The organism is Serratia sp. JKS000199, assembly GCF_900215455.1.
In the GTDB taxonomy this organism is placed as follows: domain Bacteria; phylum Pseudomonadota; class Gammaproteobacteria; order Enterobacterales; family Enterobacteriaceae; genus Serratia; species Serratia ureilytica.
This window is the reverse complement of record NZ_LT907843.1, coordinates 2750537-2769423: the sequence shown is the minus strand read 5'-3', so window position 1 is coordinate 2769423 and position 18887 is coordinate 2750537. Positions and strand designations below refer to the sequence as shown.

The following is an 18887-nucleotide window of genomic DNA, read 5'->3' as shown; positions in this document are numbered from 1 at the left end:
CCTGTTTGGCGTTAACCTGCCGTGAGGCGGGCTTTAGTCTTTGTCCAACGGCGTCATGCTGACGGACGAGAGGTAGTTGAGCAGGGCGATGTCGTTTTCTACGCCCAGCTTCATCATCGCCGATTTCTTCTGGCTGCTGATGGTTTTGATGCTGCGGTTGAGTTTCTTGGCGATTTCGGTCACCAGGAAACCTTCGGCGAACAGACGCAGCACTTCGCTCTCTTTCGGCGACAGGCGTTTGTCGCCATAGCCGCTGGCGCTGATTTTCTCCAGCAGTTTGGAGACGCTTTCCGGCGTGAACTTCTTGCCTTTCTGCAGGGCGGCCAGCGCCTTCGGCAGATCGGTCGGCGCGCCTTGTTTCAGCACGATGCCTTCGATATCCAGATCCAATACCGCGCTCAGGATCGCCGGGTTGTTGTTCATGGTCAGCACGATGATCGACAACTGCGGATAATGACGCTTGATGTACTTAATCAGCGTGATGCCGTCGCCATACTTGTCACCCGGCATCGACAGATCGGTGATCAGCACGTTGGCATCCAGCTTGGACAGATTGTTGATCAGTGCGGTTGAGTCTTCGAACTCCCCAACGACATTCACCCATTCAATTTGCTCAAGTGACTTCCGGATGCCAAACAGTACGATAGGATGGTCATCAGCAATAATTACGTTCAGGTTATTCATGTTGTTGGCTACCTTGCTTCAGCAGTCTGCTGACGAAAAAATCAATCTGACTGATGTTATTCTCGATCTCGGGCGCATCACCTTCTGCGATGCGCTGTTCTAACGATTCGCACAGCTGCTTGCCGGGAAGCAGATTTAACATGGCAAACACGCCTTTCAGGCGGTGTGCGGTTTGTGACAGCGCATTGAAATCACTGCTGCCCGCCTCAGTATACAGTTTTTTGACATCATCGGGTACTGTATCGACAAACAGCCCATAGTAATCACTTGATTTCAATTGTTTTTCATAGAGTTGGATATCTTCTGAGCTCAATGAAAGCGGACTTTCTTCCTGCTCCAGCGCGGCCATTTGCTGTTCGATCAGCATCAGCACGGCGTCGATTAATGCGCCGTTCAGGTTATAGTTCACCCGAATGTAGCGTTTATCCAGCGCTTGCCAACCCGGTTCATCGGTCGCCAGCAACAGCGTGTAATCATCGGCTCGCTGCGGGTTATCGGTCAGCAGCACGTCATAATCGCGGTTGACCGCGCGATCTTCGGCGACGAGGCAGTCGGCGCCGTAAGCCTGCAACAGGCGGGTCACGATGCCGCGCACTTCATCTGACGTGATGTCCAGCAGGGCGGTGACGCCGTCGAGCAGCTTTTCCTGTTCCTGCGGCTCTTTTCTCTCCATCTCCATGGCGACGCGAATGGTATAGCGAGTGCCGATATCCACTTTGCTGCGAATGTCCAACTGGCCGTTAAGCTTTTTGCACAGCTGATTGCACAGGAAGAAAGTGAGGCCGGAACCGTGGTTGAAGCGGTCCACCAGCGTCTGGCTGAGGAACGGGTAATTGAGATTGCTGATCTCTTCGTTGGAGATGCCGGAGCCGGTGTCGTTGATTTGGAAAATCAGGCGATCCGGGTGTTCGGGCTCATGGTCGATGACCAGAGAAATCTTACCGCAGGCGGTGGTGATAATGGCGTAATGCACCAGCAGTGAGATCACTTTGCGCAGCGCGTTGGCGTCGCCGATGTAGTTCTGTTCGACGTCCAACTGGAAATGCTTGAACAGCGCCAGCCCCTTTTGATTGAGAGCGGGCAGGGCTTCCAGCAGCAACTCGTCGATCATCGCCGCCGGGTTGAACGGCTCGCGCGTCGGTTGCCAGTCCTGGGTTTCCAGCCGCGTCAGCAGAGTGATGTTATCGATCAATCCCAGCACCGATGACGACGCCGCCGTCAGTTGAACCAGCAGCGCCTGCTGTTGTTCCTGATCCGGCTGGTTGCGCAGGCTGTCGACCAGATCGTGCATCTGGCGCACCGGCTGATTCAGTTCGATGCCCAGGTTGTGCAACATCAGTTTGCGCGCCTGCACGTTCTTGTCGTATTCACGCCGTGCCTGCTGCAGCCGCTTGTTCACCATGACCTCTTTATCTTGATCGTGCATCAGGAACAGGTAGGTATCCGGCGATAGCTGGCTGCGGAAAATGCGGATTTCATACACCTCGTTGTTGACCGTTGCCTGAATGACGCCGTGATGCTGTTCGGCCATATGGGCGATTTTTTGCAGGCTGAGGTGCGGCAGCAGGTGCTCGGCGATTTTGTTGCTGGCGATCACCGCATTGTTGGCGAAGCTGTAAACCAGCAGGCCGGAGGGCAGGCTGGAGACGATTTCCTGATTCAGCGCGCGCTCGGCCTCCAGCTCAACCGCCATGTTTTCGCTCGGGCGGATGTACTGGCGGCGGATAAAGTAGATGCTCAGCATCGAGAGCGCCAACAGCAGCAGATTGACCGCGATCAGCCAGATGTTGTTGCGCAGCAGGTCTATGGCCAGATTAATGGCCGAAACGCGATACACCACCTTCAACGGCGCATTGGGCAGGGCGGCGCTGAACTCCACCCAGCCGCCGCTCATCGCCGCCTGGGCGCCGAGGGCGGTTTCCGCCGGGATGGCGCTGTCGTCGAGCTCGACATCGTCCGGCTGCAGCAGGAAATTGGCGCGGGCCAGGTTGGCCGGAATGATGTCGTTGATCGGCAAGTCGAAGGCGATCACCGTCGCCAGATGTCCCGGCTGATTAAAGGTGGTGCGAATCGAGAATGAATAGGCGTTCTGGAAGCGCTGTTTGCGCAGATCGGAAAAGCTCTCGCGTTCGTCGAGCATATTGGCCTGTTGCAGCATCTCGGCGCGGCGTTCGTCCGCCGAAGTGGTCAGGTAGCTTTCCCTAAAGCGCGAAGCCAGCTCTTTGAGCGGCTGAGTGGTGATCAGACTGAGGCTGTTGTCCTGACCATTGAGGTAATACATGGCGTAGCTCTCGGTCTTGGCGCCCCAACGGTTGTCCAGGTAGTCCGAAATGTTGGCGATCATCGCCAGCGTGTTCTCGTCATGGCTGCCGAAGATCACCGCGTCGGTTTTCTTGTGCGGCTTCTCGACATAGTAGACGTCGGGGCGCAGGCGGGTTTCCTGCAAACCGGGATCGACATTCTGCGCCGGCGCGTTGCCGAATTTGTCATAGACCTGATAGGTCATGTAGCGATAGGTATCGATGCGCTTTTGCAGCGAACCGGCGATGCTGTTCAGCGTGTACTTCTTTTCCGCCAGCCAGGCGTTGGTGTAGTTGTAGCCATACAGGCCGATGCCGATCGTCAGCAGCACGATAAACAGCAGGAAACAGCGAGTGATATTGCTGGAGCTAATGGTCAGTTGTTTATTTTGCATAGTGGCTGCGCATTCCTGAATCAGCGAGTGACGGCCCTGGCGCTGGCGGTCACCGCCAACAGCAGAGCGGCTACGCAGGCGAAGGCCACCGTCAGGCTGGAAAACTGAGCGACAAAGCCGATCAGCGCCGGGCCGGCCAGAATACCGGCATAGCCGACGGTGGTAACGGATGCGATCGCCAAATTGGCCGGCATATCGCGTTGGTTGCCCGCGGCGCTGAACAGAATCGGCACGACGTTGGAAGCGCCTAGGCCAACCAGCATAAAGCCGACCAGCGAAACGGTGGCGTGATTGAAGGCGATAGCCAGGCTGAGACCGACAGCGGCGCACAGGCTGCCCAGCAGCAGCACCCGGTAGCGGCCCAGCGAGTTCACCACCCGATCGCCATTGAGGCGGCCGAGCGTCATGGTGATGGAAAACAGCGCATAGCCCAGCCCGGCCTGGCTGTGTTCGACGCCGCGCAGCGTGGTGAGGAACAGCGCGCTCCAGTCGAGCATCGAGCCTTCCGCCAGGAACATGATAAAGCACAGAATGCCGATAAACATCACCCAACCGCGCGGCAAGACGAACATCGGTCCGCCGTCGTCGTCGGCGCCGCTGTCACGCAGCAGATGGCGGCTGGCGAACGCCAGCAGCACGATCACCGCCAGCACGGTGATCAGGGTGGATTGCAGCGGCGTCAGCCCCAGCCACAGCAGCGCGCTGACGCCGCCTGCGCCGGCGATGCCGCCGATACTGAAGAAGCCGTGAAAGCCGGACATCATCGCCTTGCCGCTGTTGCGCTCGACGATCACCGCCTGCACGTTCATCGCCACGTCTATCATGCCGATCGCCGCGCCGAACAACAGCAGCGCCACGGCCATGCCGCCGAGGGAGTCCATCAGCGCCAGCAACGGCAAATCGATGCACAGCCCCAGCCCCGCCATCAGGATCACCGCGCGGCAGCCCAGTTTGCCGGTCAGGAAGCCGGTCAGCGGCATCGCCAACATGGAGCCGGCGCCGATACATAACAACAGCAGGCCGAGCGAGCCGTCATCGAGGCCGATGCGCGTTTTGGCGAAGGGCACCAGCGGCGCCCAGGCGGCCATACCGAGGCCGGCGACGAAAAAGGCCAGGCGGGTGGCGATCTGTTGAGGAACGCCGGGCGTTTGCTGTTCATTGCACAAGGTGGCTGTCATGTAAGCGTCAGGATCTTGGGTCAAAAGAGTGGCGAAAGTTACTGACAGTTTTTATCACAATCCGCGATCCGGGTCGAAAAGATTCGCGCCTGATTCCTCTCTGGCGCCGCCTCGGCGCACCAGCCACAGGGCGATCGCCTGGACAATATAGTCTTTTTGCTGTTCGTCCAGCGCGACGCCCTGCGGTATGCCGTGCCATTTTTCCAGGCAGCTTCGGCAGCAGGTGGCGGTGGCGTGTTGGGCGACGAACACCGGGTGGCCGCGCATCGGCGTCTGCTTGCCATCGTTTTTGGGGTGGGCGGCGGCCAGACGGCGATCGATAAAGTCGCGGGCATGGCTGAGGATCAGCGGCAAGCCTTTGTCGTCAAGATAGCTCTGGTCTTTGGGATTCAAACGGAAACGGGCGCGGAAGGGGGAGCCTTGCAGCCGCCGCCATAGCGCCTCTGGGTGAAATGGCATCATGACTTTACTCGCTGAGGGTGAGCTTTTTTTCAGGCTACCAGAAGTGAAACTCTGCGGCCAATTTTGCCTGTGACACACAATATTCGGCGAGATAAAGCACGAAATGAAAAACAAATTCAATTTGTAGACCAAAATAAGAGAAAAGATTAGCAATTAGTGCGGATGTAAATTGGCGAAACTATATCGCGAGGTTATTTATTTGCGTGCTATTTGTGCGGATTGAAATTGTGAGGACAGTGTGGAGGAAAATAAAAAACCGGCCAGAAGCCGGTTAAAGGTATGCAGAAATTATCTTCGGATAATGAAGGTAATAATGAAAATAATGATGATAGCGAGGTGATTATAGCGGCTGCGTGCAGGCGGCGTTTTGGCACAATGTGCTTATTGTCCAGCACAATTGTATGGTTGGCTTTTTTTTCTTAAAGATTTGTATAACTACATGATTTTTTATCAATTAATCTATTCTTTGTCTTTAAGTGCTTTATTTTGTTTGTCGGTAATGTTTTGTGAAAGTTCGCGCACATTTACATTTTGAAACCTTTATTAATCACGCTGAAACACTATCGGATACTTGGTATCATTTTCTTTCTGGATTAATATAACCCTTGTTACCAGAATGGTAATGCACAGTCGTGCTAATAATGCTCGAAAAGGGCAGTGGCCGTAGCTCGACATAATTAACGAGGATAATAACGATGAAACTTCGAGTACTCTCTCTGATGGTACCCGCACTGCTGGTTGCAGGCACAGCAGGCGCGGCGGAAATCTACAACAAAGACGGTAATAAACTGGATTTGTACGGTAAAGTCGACGGTCTTCACTATTTCTCCAGCAACAACGGCGTGGACGGTGACCAGTCTTATATGCGTTTTGGCCTGCGCGGCGAAACGCAAATCAGCGATCAGCTGACCGGCTACGGCCAGTGGGAATATCAGGCTAACCTGAACCACGCTGAAAACCAGGACAACAAGAACTTCACCCGTTACGGCTTCGCCGGTCTGAAATTCGGCGACTACGGTTCCTTCGACTACGGCCGTAATACCGGTGTGCTGTACGACGTCGCGGCGTATACCGACTTGCAGCCTGAGTTCGACGGTATGACCTACGGCGCCGACCAGTTCATGTTCCAGCGTTCCAGCGGCCTGGCGACCTACCGTAACAACGACTTCTTCGGTCTGGTTGACGGCCTGAACTTCGCCCTGCAGTACCAGGGTAAAAACGGTAATGGCGAAGAGACCAACAACGGTCGCGACGTCCTTGGCCAGAACGGCGAAGGCTACGGTATGTCCATGAGCTATGATATGGGCTACGGCATCAGCGCGGCGGGCGCCTTCTTCAACTCTCGCCGCACCAGCGAGCAGAACGGCGCTAACGGTCACCAGAACATCATGGGCCGCGGCGACAAGGCCGAAGGTTACTCCGGCGGTCTGAAATATGACGCCAACGACGTCTACCTGGCGGTGATGTTCACCCAGTCCTACAACGCGGCGCGTTTCGGCAGCTCCGACAGCAGCGTTTACGGCTACGCCAACAAGGCGCAGAGCTTCGAAGCCTACGCGCACTACCAGTTCGATTTCGGTCTGCGTCCGTTCGTCGGCTATAACCAGACCAAAGGTAAAGACCTGGGCCGCGCCGGTAACGGCAAGGACTACGGCGATCAAGACCTGGTCAAATTCGTCGACCTGGGTGCGACCTACTTCTTCAACAAAAACATGTCTACCTATGTTGATTACAAAATCAACCTGGTGGACAACAACGACTTCACCGACGCTGCCGGGATCAACACCGACAACGTGGTTGCCGTGGGCCTGGTTTACCAGTTCTAAGCACCTCAGTGTGAACGTCATCGCGCGGCCTTCGGGCCGCGTTTTTTTTGCCTGTAAACCGGTAAAAAGCACGGATTGATCCGCTATCGGCACGGGAAGCACCGTGGTTTTCCTCCTCTAAGCCTACGCTGTCAGTACAAAAAAGAGGGGGATGATATGGAACTCAAGATCGATAAGGTGATCGAAACGGTGCTGTACGTCAGCGATATTGAGCGAGCGGACGCCTTCTACCGAGAAGTGCTGAAGCTGCCGGCGATGGTCGCCAACGAGCGGTTCCGCGCCTATAACGTTGGCGATCGGAGCGTATTGTTGCTGTTTGTCGAGGGCGATTCACTGCGTGGGGCGCATTATCCGACCGGCTTTATTCCCGCGCACGATGGCGTGGGGCCGGCGCATATCGGGCTGGCGGTGGCAAAAGACCAACTGCCGCACTGGGAACGGCATCTGACGGCCAACGGCGTGGAGATTGAGGGGCGCATGCGTTGGGATCACGGTGGCGAGAGCATCTACTTTCGCGATCCAGACTCCCACCTGTTGGAACTGGTGACGCCGGGCATCTGGGCCAATTACTGATCGAACCCGCCTTGTGCCAACAACGCCAGCGCGGCATTCAGCACCTGCAACGCCGGCTGCGGCTGGCGCTCAATCTGCACCCTGACGATGGCGCCGTCGATCAGCATCGCCAATATCGCGGCGTGCTGTTCCCGCTGCGGGCCTGCGGGCAGGTGGCGCGCCAGTTCATCCGTCATCTGTTGCTTATGCCGGCCGGCGAGGTGCAGGCTTTCCGGCAGCAGATCGGCGATCTCCACGGCCGTATTGATAAACGCGCAGCCGCGAAAACGCGGATCGTCGAACCATTCCGCCAGGCAGGGCGCCAGCGCCGGCAGTAACCCGCTGCTCTGCGCCACATGTCGATCCAACGCTGTACTGAACCAGGTTAGCCACTGCTGGTGGCGATAGGCCAAAAACGCCGTAATCAAATCGTTCTTGCTGGGAAAGTGGCGATAAAACGTCACCTTAGTGACGCCTGATTCCTTGATGATGCGATCGATGCCGGTGGCGCGGATCCCTTCCTGATAGAACAGATCGTGGGCCGTCAGCAGGATGCGCTGACGGGCGGGTAAGGTGTTGCGATCAACGGTCATCATTTTTCTCCCAAGCTATTCTCGAGTGATTGTAGACAACTCTGTCTACATGCGCTAGCGTAATGATGTAGACAGAGTTGTCTATTTGCCTATACGCAGGAGATGATCATGAGCATTAAACCCCCATTGCCGCCTTTTACCCGTGAATCCGCCATCGAAAAAGTACGGTTGGCGGAAGATGCCTGGAACAGCCGCGATCCTGAGCGGGTTTCGCAGGTCTATTCCCTCGATACCCATTGGCGTAATCGCGCGGAGTTTGTCGACGGCCGCGCGGCGGTGGTCGCATTTTTGCAACGCAAGTGGGCGAAAGAGCTGGAGTATCGGCTGATTAAGGAACTGTGGGCGTTTGACGGCGCGCGCATCGCGGTGCGTTTCGCCTATGAGTGGCGCGACGATTCCGGCAACTGGTATCGCAGCTTCGGCAACGAAAACTGGGAGTTCAATCAGGAAGGGTTGATGATCAACCGCCATGCCTGCATCAACGACATGCCGATTCGCGAACAGGATCGGCGTTTTCATTGGCCGCTCGGTCGGCGCCCGGACGATGTCCCGGCGCTGAGCGATTTCGGCTTTTGAATCCGATGTCGCGCCCGTGCCGGCCGAACGCGAGAAAAAGCGCACCGATCGACAAAGGGGAGTTTGTAGAAAAGCCTTTCCACTTCTAGACTTAGGGGACAACAAACGTACTCCAAGAGGACAAGCTATGACGAAGAAGTTGGTTTTGGCCGTCGGCACTGCGGCGGTATTTTCCATTCTTGCCGGCTGCACCGCCTATGACCGTGCAACCAGTTATGTCAATGAGCCGGTGGTCAGCGATGTCAAAGTAGGGATGACCAAGCAGCAGGTGCGGGCGATTGCCGGTCCGCCGTCGACGTCCGCCACGCTGATCCATGCGCAGGGCACTTGCGACACCTATGCGGTCGCGCCGCGCGATGGCAAAGTGCAAACGTATTTTGTCAGCTACAACGACACGGGCCATGTCATGAACAAGGGCTATCAAACCTGTTCAGACTACGATTCGCAGCCGAAGTAATCGCGTTTCAGCCGAACATAAAAGCCTCGCTTTTGCGGGGCTTTTCATTTTTTAAGCGTTTAAGGCCTGAAGTTTAGGCAACTGCGCCGCCGATGCGATTTTTTTGCATCAAAACGATAGACATTTCATAACGGTATCGCTAATATCAGCGCCCATTGGAAGGATGGCCGAGTGGTTTAAGGCAACGGTCTTGAAAACCGTCGAGTGTAACAGCTCCCAGAGTTCGAATCTCTGTCCTTCCGCCAAATTCAGCCGGCTTAGCTCAGTAGGTAGAGCAACTGACTTGTAATCAGTAGGTCACCAGTTCGATTCCGGTAGCCGGCACCATGACAGAGGCCCCAGCAGCGATGCTGGGGCTTTTTGTTATCAATGCTACATCACCTCCTGTGGCGGTGATGATCGTTCCTGTGGAATACCCATGCTGATTACTGCCTCGGTTTGTTACCAGCAAATCAAGGATTGAGCAGCATCGGCAGATATGAACCCACTCCTCGAGTGTTTTATCGCTGTCAGTATCGTTTCGTATGGACACCGAAGTACAGATGCAGCCATCAGGCCGTTCGCTAAGTATCCTTATCTCAGAAAGCACACTTGTTGAGGTTATCACTGTTGGCAAAGGGAGGCTTTCTGGACATAGTTGGAGCAAACGAAGAGATAACTCGATGGGTATGGTCGGTACCAGGTCAAGGAAGAGTAAAGCGAATGCATCTAGGACTAGAAAGGTAGTGTTTAAGCCACCTGCTTAGCAGATGGCTTTTTTACTATGACTGTTGTTGAAAAGGCGCCACGGGAATGAATTCTCCTGGTGGCGCTGGGTCAACAGCTAAGCATGCCTATAGAGTATCGATAGCAATTACGGTAGCACGGCGGCTTTTGCTCTGTTGCGACTGATAAGCATTTTTCCGTACTTGATACCCGGTTTCTCAATAAAGCGATACAGCAATGTTGCGATACCATAAGTGAGCGGGATAATGATCCCTGATGCAACAATGAACCGCATTACTGAAGAAAGCTCTGCAAACGATGTGTTTGAGAGCAAATAAGCGACGACTGGTAGAACTATCAATAGGTGGAGTAGATAGACTGAGTATGAGACATCGCCCATAAATACGCTGAGGCGGTTTGTCAGGAACCAACGTGGCAAGCGCAACGCGCGTGCCCATTTGCTATCTTCACTCCGAGTCCAAAGTATCGTGACCAGCATTAAGATCAGACCTACCTGAGCAAGCAGATGGTATTTATTAAATTCATTTGGTAAATACACGCTGCCCAATACAGTCAGCAGAGCAAAACCTGCATATTGAATGCTCTTCCTACGGATTGACTCAGCTATCAGCATACCTGCGATAAATAAGTTTAGCTTTATGAGGATCATGGAAGGCATTGGGAACGCCGCAAAGTAGTCCGGTACCAGAAACTTGGCGAGTCCACATAACAAAACAGCGGTGAGACATGTTCGCGCAAAACCCAGCCTCAAGACGGTTAACATGATGAATGGGAAAAGAAAATAGAACTGCATTTCTAACCCAATACTCCAGTCGGGTAGAACTGTATTGAATGAAAAATCAGGTAGGAAGCCAAACATAAAGCTGACATGTGTGAACACGTTTAAAAATGAATGGTCGCTATAACGTGAGCTGTTGGTTTGCGTTTCGCTGTAGAAGTGGCCGATGATGTCCCTGGCCTCACCAAAGTAGTTACCGAATACGATAGCTAAAACCAATAAGACATAGTAGAGCGGCGCGATGCGAAAGAATCGCCGAGTCCAAAATTTTTTAAAAGTCGACGAATCGGTCCAAGGTTCTTGTTCCTTGCGTTCAACATAATTTTTGGCCATCAGGTAGCCAGAAAGCAGGATGAAAAGATCTACACCCACTGCGGGATCAGAAAGAATGGGGGGACGGAAGCGAGTTAAAATGCAGATATGGCCTAAAACAACCCAAAGCGATGCCAGGCCGCGTAACCCTTCGAGTTCCTGTGACCACTTTTTAGTAGGTTGCATAAAGAGAAGCCCCTAAATAAATTTTCATTAACAATTCCAATGGGTTGATTAGATTATTGATATTATAGCATGAGATATGTTGGGAGGTTAGCTGACAAATTCCGAATGTAACCCATTTAGAATTTGTGGTTTTACTTGGCTTTATCGTGGGCCTTGAAATTATCAAACTATGTGAGTGAAAGTCGGTGGGCGGCATTATGAGAATTGCATCGTAGTGCAAGCCGTGACTTTTGAGAGCCACTATTTTCTCAGATGTAGGCTTGGGTAGTATAGTAGATGGCAGACACGATGTTGCCACGCTGCCTTGCTCCTATAAAAAAGCGTGATAGTACTAGATTCAGGTTTGGCTACCAGTAGGGTGTTCTACGCAGGCTACTATTCATCAACTATCAAGAACCAGCCACTGATCCGCTTCTTCGAACATCTCTTCCAACATCCGGTTCAGCTTTTCGCGATCGCTTTTGCTGGCGTCGGAGTTCAGGCCGTTGGCCTGCATCGGTTTCACGCGCACTTCCGCCTCCGGGAACAACACGTGCACGCGTTTTTCCAGCTCGCTGCGAATAATCTCGGCGGCGTTGGGCAGCCCAGCGACGTTGCGTTTGTCGTACACCAATTCTACAAACATGACTCACCTGTAAACACTGATTTAATGTACAGTATTCTGGCCTGAGGCGCTCGGGTTGGCAAGAGGCGGCGCAGAATTTTACAAGGGGCGTTTATTCTTGCGCGGCGTGCGGTAAAGCCCGCTGCTGAATCCCCGTTCTGCCAGAAAAGGGAGCCGTCGCGTTAAGGCGATTTTTATCTGGCCTGCGTCAGCAGCTGCAAAAAGCGGCTCAGTGCGGCAAAAGGCGGCTCGCTGTTGCGCCAGAAGACGCCCACGCTGCCTTTCTGCTCAATCTTCGGCAGGTTCAGGATCGCCAGTTGCCCCTGGCTGGCATAACGCTGCGCCAGCCGTAGTGAAAGAATGGAGATCATGTCGCTGCTTTGCAGCAGGTTGGTGCTGACGTTCATCGATGCCGATTCAACCGTGTTTTCAGGCAGCATCACGCCGTTATCTGCCAACGCATTATCGATGCTGAGGCGGATTGGCGTGCCGGTCGGCCAGACTATCCAGCGCCAGTGGGTGAGATCGTGCCAGGTGAGGGAGGCGGATTTTGCCAGCGGATGGTGAGGGCGGGCAACGAAGCATACCGGTTCGGTGTAGAGCACTTGATAGTTGAGCGGCAGTTGCAGCGCCCGCCCCCCGACGCGGCCCACGACGACATCCACCGCGCCCGCGAGCAGATCGTGCAGCAGGGGGGTCATCACCTTTTCCTCAATATTGAGATGCAGCGTCGGCATTTCCTGCAGCAGGCTCAATATGGCCTGCGAAACGCAGTCGGTCGCCACCGGCGAGCAGCCGATTTTCAGGCTTCCCACCAGCCCGCCTTGCTTAAAGCGGGCGATTTCAGACTGCGAACGCTCCAGATCATTGATCAAACGCTGCGCATGCTGAAGCAGCAATTTCCCCCCCTCGGAGGGGCGTAGCCCTTTGCTATGCCGCTCAAAGAGCGTGAGCCCAATCTCATCTTCGAGCTGCGACAACCATTTTGACAGAGCGGGTTGGGAGATGTTCATCATCCGCGCAACGTGGGTCAGATTTCCCTGTTCACCCAATGCCACCAACATTTGTAGATGGTGCAGCTTCAATTTCTGCGCCCAGTTCGCCATTTGCTATAACCCTCCGGTTATGTCTCCGCCCGAAAAGCCATTGTACATTTTATCGCTAAAGATACAAATTCGTAACATACCTAAAACAACACAGACATCTCCCTACCTGCTCCGAGGCGCTCACTATGACTCAACGGCGTGATTTACAAGCACTGATCGACGCAGCCCCTATCGGCAAGACGCAGTGGCGCGTCATTCTCTGCTGCTTTTTGGTGGTGATGCTCGATGGTTTTGACACCGCCGCCATTGGTTTCATCGCGCCCGACATCCGCGCCCAATGGCAACTGTCCGCCGGTGAGCTGGCGCCGCTGTTTGGCGCGGGGTTGCTGGGATTGACGGCGGGCGCGCTGCTTTGCGGCCCGCTTTCTGACCGCTTTGGCCGCAAGCGCGTTATCGAACTTTGCGTGGCGCTGTTTGGCGCGCTGAGCCTGATTTCGGCCTTCTCCCCCGATCTGCAAACGCTGGTCGTTTTGCGTTTTCTCACCGGCCTGGGCCTGGGGGGCGCGATGCCGAACACCATCACGATGACCTCTGAATATCTGCCCGCTCGCCGCCGTGGCGCGCTGGTCACGCTGATGTTCTGCGGTTTCACGCTCGGTTCGGCCCTGGGCGGGATCGTCAGCGCCCAACTGGTGCCGAGGGTGGGGTGGTCCGGCATTTTGGTGCTCGGCGGCGTCTTGCCGTTGATGCTCTTTGCGGCGCTGCTGTTTGCCCTGCCGGAATCCCCGCGCTGGCAGGTTCGCCGCCAACTGCCGCAAAAGGTGATTGCCAAAACGGTCAGCGCCATGACTGGCGAGTGCGATGAAGAGACCCATTTTTATCTGAACGAAGCCGCCACGGCGGCCAAAGGCAGCATCAGCCCGCTGTTCGCCGGCCGCCAGTTGCGCATCACCCTCATGCTCTGGGCGGTTTTTTTCATGAGCATGCTGATCATCTACCTGCTCTCCAGCTGGATGCCGACGCTGCTTAACCACCGCGGTATTGATCTGCGGCATGCCTCCTGGGTGACCGCTGCTTTCCAGATAGGCGGCACGGTGGGCGCGCTGGGGCTGGGCGTGTTGATGGACAAATGCAATCCCTTCCGGGTGCTGGCGGTGAGCTACGCCTTGGGCGCCGTGTGTATCGTCATGATTGGCCTGAGCGAGAACGGCCTGTGGCAAATGGCGCTGGCCATCTTCGGCACCGGCATCGGCATCAGCGGGTCGCAGGTCGGGCTGAATGCTTTGACCGCCACGCTCTATCCGACGCAAAGCCGGGCGACGGGCGTCAGCTGGTCCAATGCCATTGGCCGCTGCGGCGCGATTGTCGGCTCGCTTTCCGGCGGCGTGATGATGGCGATGAATTTCTCATTCGATACGCTATTTTTCATTATTGCCCTTCCGGCGGCGCTCAGTACGGTGATGTTAATGCTGCTGACGGCTGTCGTTCGTCTGTCTGCCCCAGCCCCTGACACGTTGCCTCGCGCAGCGTCGTGAATGAAAAAGGAGAATCCCTATGCCTGAACGCCATCAGGATGTTAACCCCAGCCGCCAGCAGTTTTACCGGCAGATTTCCGGGCAGAACCTGACCCCGTTGTGGGAGTCGCTGCACCATCTGGTACCGTCAACGCCGAATGCAAACTGCGCCCCGGCTTACTGGAACTATCAGGAGATTCGCCCGCACCTGCTGGCCAGCGGCGAGTTGATTGGCGCCAAAGAAGCAGTGCGCCGCGTGCTGGTGCTGGAAAACCCGATGTTGCGCGGACAAGCCGCCATCACCCCGACGCTGTACGCCGGCTTGCAGTTGATCATGCCGGGCGAAATTGCGCCGAGCCATCGCCATAATCAGTCCGCGTTGCGTTTTATCGTCGAAGGGAAAGGGGCGTTTACCGCCGTTGACGGCGAACGAACGCAAATGCATGAAGGCGACTTCATTTTGACGCCGCAGTGGCGCTGGCACGATCACGGCAATCCCGGCGCTGAGCCGGTGGTATGGCTGGACGGGCTGGATTTGCCGCTGGTGAATCTGCTGGGCTGCGGTTTCGCGGAAGACTATCCGCAAGAACAGCAGCCCGTGACGCGCCGGGAGGGGGACTATTTACCGCGTTATGCGGCCAATATGTTGCCGCTGCGCCATCAGAAAGGCAACTCATCGCCCATTTTCAACTACCGCTACGATCGCAGCCGCGAAACGCTGTACGACCTCACCCGCATGGGGGACGCCGACGAGTGGGACGGCTACAAGATGCGCTACGTCAATCCGGTGACCGGCGGCTATCCCATGCCCTCGATGGGCGCTTTTCTGCAACTGTTACCGAAAGGCTTTTCCTCACGAAAGGCGCGCGCCACGGACAGCACCCTCTACCACGTAGTGGAAGGGCGCGGCCAGGTCAGCATCGGCAACGAAACCCTTCACTTTTCGGCAAAAGATATCTTTGTGGCACCGACCTGGTTCGACGTGTCGTTTCAGGCGGATGAAGACACCGTGTTATTCAGTTTTTCGGACCGGCCGGTTCAGGAAGCCCTGGGGCTGTTCCGTGAAGCACGTTATTAATTTGGGAGAGACAAAATGACGCAATACGTATTTGCACCGCCAGCCCCCGTGACTGTTCCTGTCGTGGGGAGTGATAAACAGTTCCCCGTGCGCCGTGTCTACTGCGTCGGGCGCAACTATGCCGCCCATGCTCGCGAAATGGGCTTTGATCCGGATCGTGAGCCGCCGTTCTTCTTCTGCAAGCCTGCCGATGCGGTGGTGCCGGTGGCGGCCGGCGAAACGCTGACGCTGCCGTATCCGGCGCAAACGGACAACTATCACTACGAAATCGAACTGGTGGTGGCGATTGGCAAACGGGGGAACGATATTCCGTTGGAAAAGGCGCATGAATATATCTGGGGATATGCCACGGGCCTGGACATGACCCGCCGCGATCGGCAGATGGACATGCGTCAAATGGGGCGCCCATGGGAAATCGGCAAGTCGTTCGATCTCTCTGCGCCCATCGCGCCACTGCATAAAGCCGGCGACAGCGCAGACGTCAACCATGCGCCTATCTGGCTGCAGGTCAATGGCAGCGATCGTCAGCGCAGCGACATCCGTCATCTGATCTGGTCGGTGAATGAAACCATCAGCTATCTGTCCGGCTTTTTTGAGCTGCAGCCCGGCGATCTGATTTTTACCGGCACGCCGGAAGGGGTGGGGGCGGTGGTGAAAGGCGATGTGATTACCGGGAATGTAGAGGGGCTTACCCCTATCGCCGTGAAGATTGTCTGAGGCTGATTCTGAGGTGAATGATGAAGCTGTACAGTTTTTTTAATAGCTCTGCGTCCTACCGCGTGCGCATTGCGCTGGCGCTGAAAGGTATCCATTACCAGACGGTGGGCGTCAATATTCGCATCGGGCAGCAGAATGAGCTGGCTTATCGGCGTATGAACCCGGTCGGGCTGGTGCCGACGCTGCTCACGGACGACGGCGAGTCTCTCAGCCAGTCGCTGGCGATTACCGACTGGCTGGATCGCCATTTCCCCCAGTCGCCGCTGTTGCCGACGGCCGATCCGGCGCGCAGCCGGGTACTGGAAATCGTTTATGTCATCGCTTGCGATATTCATCCGGTCAATAATCTACGGGTGTTACGCTACCTGAGTGAAGAGCTGAAGGTGAGTGAGGAAGAGAAAAAACGCTGGTATGCGCACTGGATCCGGCAAGGGCTGAGCGCCGTGGAACAGATGTTGCTCCAGAGGCCGCCAGGGCCCTTCTGCGTTGGCGACAGCCCGACGTTGGCGGATTGCTGCCTGATCCCTCAGTGGGCGAATGCCCTGCGGATGGGGTGCGATCTGAGCGGGTACCCGCGCTGTAAAGCGATTTACGACGCCTGTACTCAGCTCCCGGCGTTCATCGCCGCAGCGCCCGAAAACCAACAAGACAAAATCTCAGCCTGAGCCTGGTAAAGAGAAAGGCCGTCGCGAAAGCGAGGCGCGCAATGATCGTTGGGGGAGACAGTGGCGCAGCGGCTGCGCTTTCATCCTCTCGACGTGCAGACGAAAAAAAACCTGCTGTTACAGCAGGTTTTTTGAATTTGGTCGGCATGAGAGGATTATGCGCATCTTCGATGCTTGCCCTGTGGGCCGTTGCTAAAGCAACGTGGTCTCACTACGTTCGGCTCAAACCTCCTTCGGAGATTCTCATCCTCTCACGTACAGACGAAAAAAAACCTGCTGTTACAGCAGGTTTTCTTGAATTTGGTCGGCATGAGAGGATTCGAACCTCCGACCCCCGACACCCCATGACGGTGCGCTACCAGGCTGCGCTACATGCCGACGCTATGAAAAATCATACTACCGATTCTCGATGTTTATGCAAGCGCCTTACCACTTGATTGCTTTAGTTTTAAGCAGTTAGTTGGCGATAAAGCGTTTTACATCGGTCAGCACCTGCAACAGCAGAGCAAGCTGCGGTTTCTCGTCTTTTATTTCATCGCCGTTCTGATCGTAGACGCGATAGTTGCCGCTGTTGTCCAGCATCAGCGTCTGCGTCGGCGTGGTGATCACCAGCTGGTTGCCATCGCCGGTGGCGATCCAGTTGTTGCGGCGCTGGGCGGTAAACAGATCTTCGCCCTGCGAATAGTCTTTCGGCGCGGTTTTCACGTGCAGCAGCCGTTGCATCAAGGTACGCATCACGTCGTTATGGCCGGTCAGCTTGTTGATGGTCTGCGCCGGCGTGCCCGGCCAGTGGATCACCAGCGGCACCTGCAGCTGCGCCTGGTTGAAGGCGGTGCCGGCGCCCCATTGGCCTTTGCCGCTGTCGTTGAACTCGACGCCGTGCTCGGCGGTGATCACCACCACGGTTTTATCCAGCAGGCCGCGCTGTTTCAGGGTGTCCAGCACCTGGGCTATCTGGCTGTCCACGTCCTGAGCGCCGGTGCGATAGCGTTGGATAAAATCGGCCGGCGCCGGAGTTTTAGCGCCTTCGGCCGGCTCGGCGCCGCTGAAGTTGATATAGGAGAACCACGGCTCTTTGTCGCCCTGATCCGTCAGCCAGCGTTGCCATTGCTGCGTGGTTTGCGCGTCGCTTTGCGGCGCCGGCGTCGGCAGCGAGAAGTCGGTCAACAGGGCCTGACGGTACAGGCTGGCGTTGAAGCCGTCGGACGAGAACAGCCCCAGTTGGTAACCCTGCTCGCCGAGCGCGTTGATCAGCGCCGACGGCTTGCGGCCGGCGAGCACGCTGTCCAGATAGGTCGGGGAAATGCCGTAGAACAGGCCGAACAGCCCGGTGTCGGCGTGGTTGCCCGAGCTGTAGTGATCGCTGAAGCGCACGTTTTCCTGGGCGAAACGCGTCAGCGTCGGCATATCCTGCGCCACGTCTTTGGCGCGAATGCCGTCCACCACGATCATCAGCAGGTTATAGCCGCTGCCCTTATCGCCGTAGCTGAGATCGCTGAGCGGGTACTCCACCGCCACCGCTTCCGGATTGCCCTGTTGCACCAGGCGGCGTTCATATTCTTGCTGATCGAGCAGGCCGTGTTTTTCGAGGAACTTGCGCGCGGTCATCGGGTACGAGAGCGGCAGGTTGGCCCGCTGCATGGTGATCGGGCGATAGAAGTTGGCGTCGGCCCAGATGTAAATCAGGTGCGAGGCGAAAAAGGCGCTGATGAACAGCGCCGCCAGCGGCTTGCCGAAACGGCGGCGGTTCAGGCTGCGCAGCTTCTGCCAGCTCCAGGTGCCGAACAGCATCTCCACCAGGAAGATCACCGGCACGCAGATAAACATCAGCTGCCAGTCGCGCGACAGCTCGCTTTGATCCGGGTTGACCACCAGATCCCACACCACCGGATTGAGGTGCAGGTGGAAATGGGAGAACACCTCGCTGTCGACCAGCAACAGCGTGAGCCCGGCGGTGGCCAGCGCGGCGGAAATAAATCGCAGCAGCCGCTGCGACATCACCACGAAGGTGAGCGGGAAGATCACCAGCAAGTAGCCGGCGAACACGATAAAGCTGAAATGCCCCAGCAGGCTGACCAGGGCATAGACCCGGCCCAGCAGGGAAGCGGGCCAGTCGGTGACAAACAGGTAGCGGCTACCCAGCCCAAGGGCGAGCAGGATGTTGAATAAGGCGAACCAGTGCCCCCAGCTGATCATCTGGGAGACTTTTTCACGATAACGCTGACGGTTTGTCACCAT

General features: G+C 56.1%; 17 protein-coding genes, 3 tRNA genes, 1 other RNA gene and 1 pseudogene. 11 read left to right on the top strand and 11 right to left on the bottom strand.

Annotation, left to right across the window (positions count from 1 at the left end):
• Nucleotides 1-33: 33 nt before the first annotated feature.
• From rcsB to CPH57_RS13190, 4 genes are read right to left on the bottom strand one after another with little or no spacing between them, the layout of a single operon-like run.
• Nucleotides 34-684: a response regulator transcription factor RcsB gene (rcsB, locus tag CPH57_RS13205; protein ID WP_004935900.1), complete on the bottom strand. Its 651-nt coding sequence runs from the start codon at nt 682-684 to the stop codon at nt 34-36.
• Nucleotides 677-3379, bottom strand: a complete 2703-nt coding sequence (gene rcsD, locus CPH57_RS13200) for a phosphotransferase RcsD (protein ID WP_096242446.1) — start codon at nt 3377-3379, stop codon at nt 677-679. Before rcsD ends, rcsB begins: the two co-directional genes overlap by 8 nt.
• 20 nt (nt 3380-3399) lie before the next feature.
• A complete protein-coding gene (locus CPH57_RS13195) occupies nt 3400-4557 on the bottom strand; it encodes an MFS transporter (RefSeq protein WP_096242445.1) in 1158 nt (385 codons plus the stop codon).
• A 54-nt stretch (nt 4558-4611) separates the two neighbouring features.
• The gene (locus CPH57_RS13190; RefSeq protein WP_071991658.1) at nt 4612-5019 is read right to left on the bottom strand and encodes a DUF4186 domain-containing protein; all 408 of its coding nucleotides are present in this window, start codon (nt 5017-5019) and stop codon (nt 4612-4614) included.
• Between the two features lie 695 nt (nt 5020-5714).
• Here CPH57_RS13190 and ompC point away from each other — a divergent pair.
• Both ompC and CPH57_RS13180 read left to right on the top strand, forming a co-directional pair.
• Complete coding sequence (ompC, locus tag CPH57_RS13185) at nt 5715-6845, top strand: porin OmpC (RefSeq protein WP_033643836.1); 1131 nt, start codon at nt 5715-5717, stop codon at nt 6843-6845.
• Between the two features lie 156 nt (nt 6846-7001).
• Nucleotides 7002-7418 (top strand): VOC family protein, encoded by a 417-nt coding sequence (locus CPH57_RS13180; RefSeq protein WP_096242444.1) that lies wholly within the window; start codon nt 7002-7004, stop codon nt 7416-7418.
• Here CPH57_RS13180 and CPH57_RS13175 read toward each other — a convergent pair.
• Complete coding sequence (locus CPH57_RS13175) at nt 7412-7990, bottom strand: TetR/AcrR family transcriptional regulator (RefSeq protein ID WP_096242443.1); 579 nt, start codon at nt 7988-7990, stop codon at nt 7412-7414. The genes CPH57_RS13180 and CPH57_RS13175 overlap by 7 nt on opposite strands.
• A gap of 108 nt (nt 7991-8098) precedes the next feature.
• On the opposite strand from CPH57_RS13175, the gene CPH57_RS13170 reads away from it, so the two are divergent.
• The 5 genes and pseudogenes from CPH57_RS13170 to CPH57_RS24375 all read left to right on the top strand — a co-directional run.
• On the top strand, nt 8099-8566 hold the full coding sequence (locus CPH57_RS13170) for a nuclear transport factor 2 family protein (protein ID WP_033643833.1): 468 nt from the start codon (nt 8099-8101) through the stop codon (nt 8564-8566).
• A gap of 127 nt (nt 8567-8693) precedes the next feature.
• Nucleotides 8694-9023, top strand: a complete 330-nt coding sequence (gene osmE / locus CPH57_RS13165; RefSeq protein WP_004935874.1) for an osmotically-inducible lipoprotein OsmE — start codon at nt 8694-8696, stop codon at nt 9021-9023.
• Between the two features lie 157 nt (nt 9024-9180).
• A tRNA-Ser gene (locus CPH57_RS13160) sits at nt 9181-9268 on the top strand.
• Nucleotides 9269-9274: 6 nt separating this feature from the next.
• Nucleotides 9275-9350, top strand: a tRNA-Thr gene (locus tag CPH57_RS13155).
• Between the two features lie 141 nt (nt 9351-9491).
• Nucleotides 9492-9686, top strand: a pseudogene (locus CPH57_RS24375) (hypothetical protein); the annotation flags it as partial.
• 190 nt (nt 9687-9876) lie between these two features.
• On the opposite strand, the gene CPH57_RS13150 reads toward CPH57_RS24375, so the two are convergent.
• The 3 genes from CPH57_RS13150 to CPH57_RS13140 all read right to left on the bottom strand — a co-directional run bounded on the left by CPH57_RS13150 (nt 9877) and on the right by CPH57_RS13140 (nt 12735).
• A complete protein-coding gene (locus CPH57_RS13150; protein ID WP_046687535.1) occupies nt 9877-11025 on the bottom strand; it encodes an acyltransferase in 1149 nt (382 codons plus the stop codon).
• Nucleotides 11026-11407: 382 nt separating this feature from the next.
• Nucleotides 11408-11650, bottom strand: coding sequence for a DinI family protein (locus CPH57_RS13145; RefSeq protein WP_046687534.1), 243 nt, complete (start codon nt 11648-11650; stop codon nt 11408-11410).
• Between the two features lie 173 nt (nt 11651-11823).
• Entirely contained in the window at nt 11824-12735 is a 912-nt protein-coding gene (locus CPH57_RS13140; RefSeq protein ID WP_033643831.1) for a LysR family transcriptional regulator, read from the bottom strand.
• Between the two features lie 125 nt (nt 12736-12860).
• Between CPH57_RS13140 and CPH57_RS13135 the strand changes: the two genes are divergently transcribed.
• Genes CPH57_RS13135 through maiA form a run of 4 tightly spaced genes read left to right on the top strand, consistent with a single transcriptional unit; the run spans nt 12861 to nt 16649 of the window.
• The gene (locus CPH57_RS13135; protein ID WP_042785071.1) at nt 12861-14210 is read left to right on the top strand and encodes an aromatic acid/H+ symport family MFS transporter; all 1350 of its coding nucleotides are present in this window, start codon (nt 12861-12863) and stop codon (nt 14208-14210) included.
• 19 nt (nt 14211-14229) lie between these two features.
• Entirely contained in the window at nt 14230-15267 is a 1038-nt protein-coding gene (gene gtdA / locus CPH57_RS13130; protein WP_060660446.1) for a gentisate 1,2-dioxygenase, read from the top strand.
• A gap of 15 nt (nt 15268-15282) precedes the next feature.
• Nucleotides 15283-15984 carry a fumarylacetoacetate hydrolase family protein gene (locus CPH57_RS13125; protein ID WP_096242442.1) on the top strand — a complete coding sequence of 234 codons (702 nt, stop codon included), beginning with the start codon at nt 15283-15285 and terminating at the stop codon, nt 15982-15984.
• A 20-nt stretch (nt 15985-16004) separates the two neighbouring features.
• Entirely contained in the window at nt 16005-16649 is a 645-nt protein-coding gene (gene maiA, locus CPH57_RS13120) for a maleylacetoacetate isomerase (protein ID WP_096242441.1), read from the top strand.
• A 138-nt stretch (nt 16650-16787) separates the two neighbouring features.
• On the opposite strand, the gene CPH57_RS13115 is transcribed toward maiA, so the two are convergent.
• The 3 genes from CPH57_RS13115 to yejM form a co-directional block, all read right to left on the bottom strand.
• Nucleotides 16788-16917, bottom strand: a non-coding RNA gene (locus CPH57_RS13115) — RtT sRNA.
• Nucleotides 16918-16950: 33 nt separating this feature from the next.
• Nucleotides 16951-17027 (bottom strand) — tRNA-Pro (locus tag CPH57_RS13110).
• Between the two features lie 78 nt (nt 17028-17105).
• Nucleotides 17106-18887, bottom strand: coding sequence for an LPS biosynthesis-modulating metalloenzyme YejM (gene yejM, locus CPH57_RS13105; RefSeq protein ID WP_033643825.1), 1782 nt, complete (start codon nt 18885-18887; stop codon nt 17106-17108).

What these genes read in the sequence shown, in the direction of transcription:
- rcsB (WP_004935900.1), bottom strand. Translation starts at nt 684, where the DNA reads ATGAATAACCTGAACGTAATTATTGCTGATGACCATCCTATCGTACTG.
- rcsD (WP_096242446.1), bottom strand. Translation starts at nt 3,379, where the DNA reads ATGCAAAATAAACAACTGACCATTAGCTCCAGCAATATCACTCGCTGT.
- CPH57_RS13195 (WP_096242445.1), bottom strand. Translation starts at nt 4,557, where the DNA reads ATGACAGCCACCTTGTGCAATGAACAGCAAACGCCCGGCGTTCCTCAA.
- CPH57_RS13190 (WP_071991658.1), bottom strand. Translation starts at nt 5,019, where the DNA reads ATGATGCCATTTCACCCAGAGGCGCTATGGCGGCGGCTGCAAGGCTCC.
- ompC (WP_033643836.1), top strand. Translation starts at nt 5,715, where the DNA reads ATGAAACTTCGAGTACTCTCTCTGATGGTACCCGCACTGCTGGTTGCA.
- CPH57_RS13180 (WP_096242444.1), top strand. Translation starts at nt 7,002, where the DNA reads ATGGAACTCAAGATCGATAAGGTGATCGAAACGGTGCTGTACGTCAGC.
- CPH57_RS13175 (WP_096242443.1), bottom strand. Translation starts at nt 7,990, where the DNA reads ATGACCGTTGATCGCAACACCTTACCCGCCCGTCAGCGCATCCTGCTG.
- CPH57_RS13170 (WP_033643833.1), top strand. Translation starts at nt 8,099, where the DNA reads ATGAGCATTAAACCCCCATTGCCGCCTTTTACCCGTGAATCCGCCATC.
- osmE (WP_004935874.1), top strand. Translation starts at nt 8,694, where the DNA reads ATGACGAAGAAGTTGGTTTTGGCCGTCGGCACTGCGGCGGTATTTTCC.
- CPH57_RS13150 (WP_046687535.1), bottom strand. Translation starts at nt 11,025, where the DNA reads ATGCAACCTACTAAAAAGTGGTCACAGGAACTCGAAGGGTTACGCGGC.
- CPH57_RS13145 (WP_046687534.1), bottom strand. Translation starts at nt 11,650, where the DNA reads ATGTTTGTAGAATTGGTGTACGACAAACGCAACGTCGCTGGGCTGCCC.
- CPH57_RS13140 (WP_033643831.1), bottom strand. Translation starts at nt 12,735, where the DNA reads ATGGCGAACTGGGCGCAGAAATTGAAGCTGCACCATCTACAAATGTTG.
- CPH57_RS13135 (WP_042785071.1), top strand. Translation starts at nt 12,861, where the DNA reads ATGACTCAACGGCGTGATTTACAAGCACTGATCGACGCAGCCCCTATC.
- gtdA (WP_060660446.1), top strand. Translation starts at nt 14,230, where the DNA reads ATGCCTGAACGCCATCAGGATGTTAACCCCAGCCGCCAGCAGTTTTAC.
- CPH57_RS13125 (WP_096242442.1), top strand. Translation starts at nt 15,283, where the DNA reads ATGACGCAATACGTATTTGCACCGCCAGCCCCCGTGACTGTTCCTGTC.
- maiA (WP_096242441.1), top strand. Translation starts at nt 16,005, where the DNA reads ATGAAGCTGTACAGTTTTTTTAATAGCTCTGCGTCCTACCGCGTGCGC.
- yejM (WP_033643825.1), bottom strand. Translation starts at nt 18,887, where the DNA reads ATGGTGACAAACCGTCAGCGTTATCGTGAAAAAGTCTCCCAGATGATC.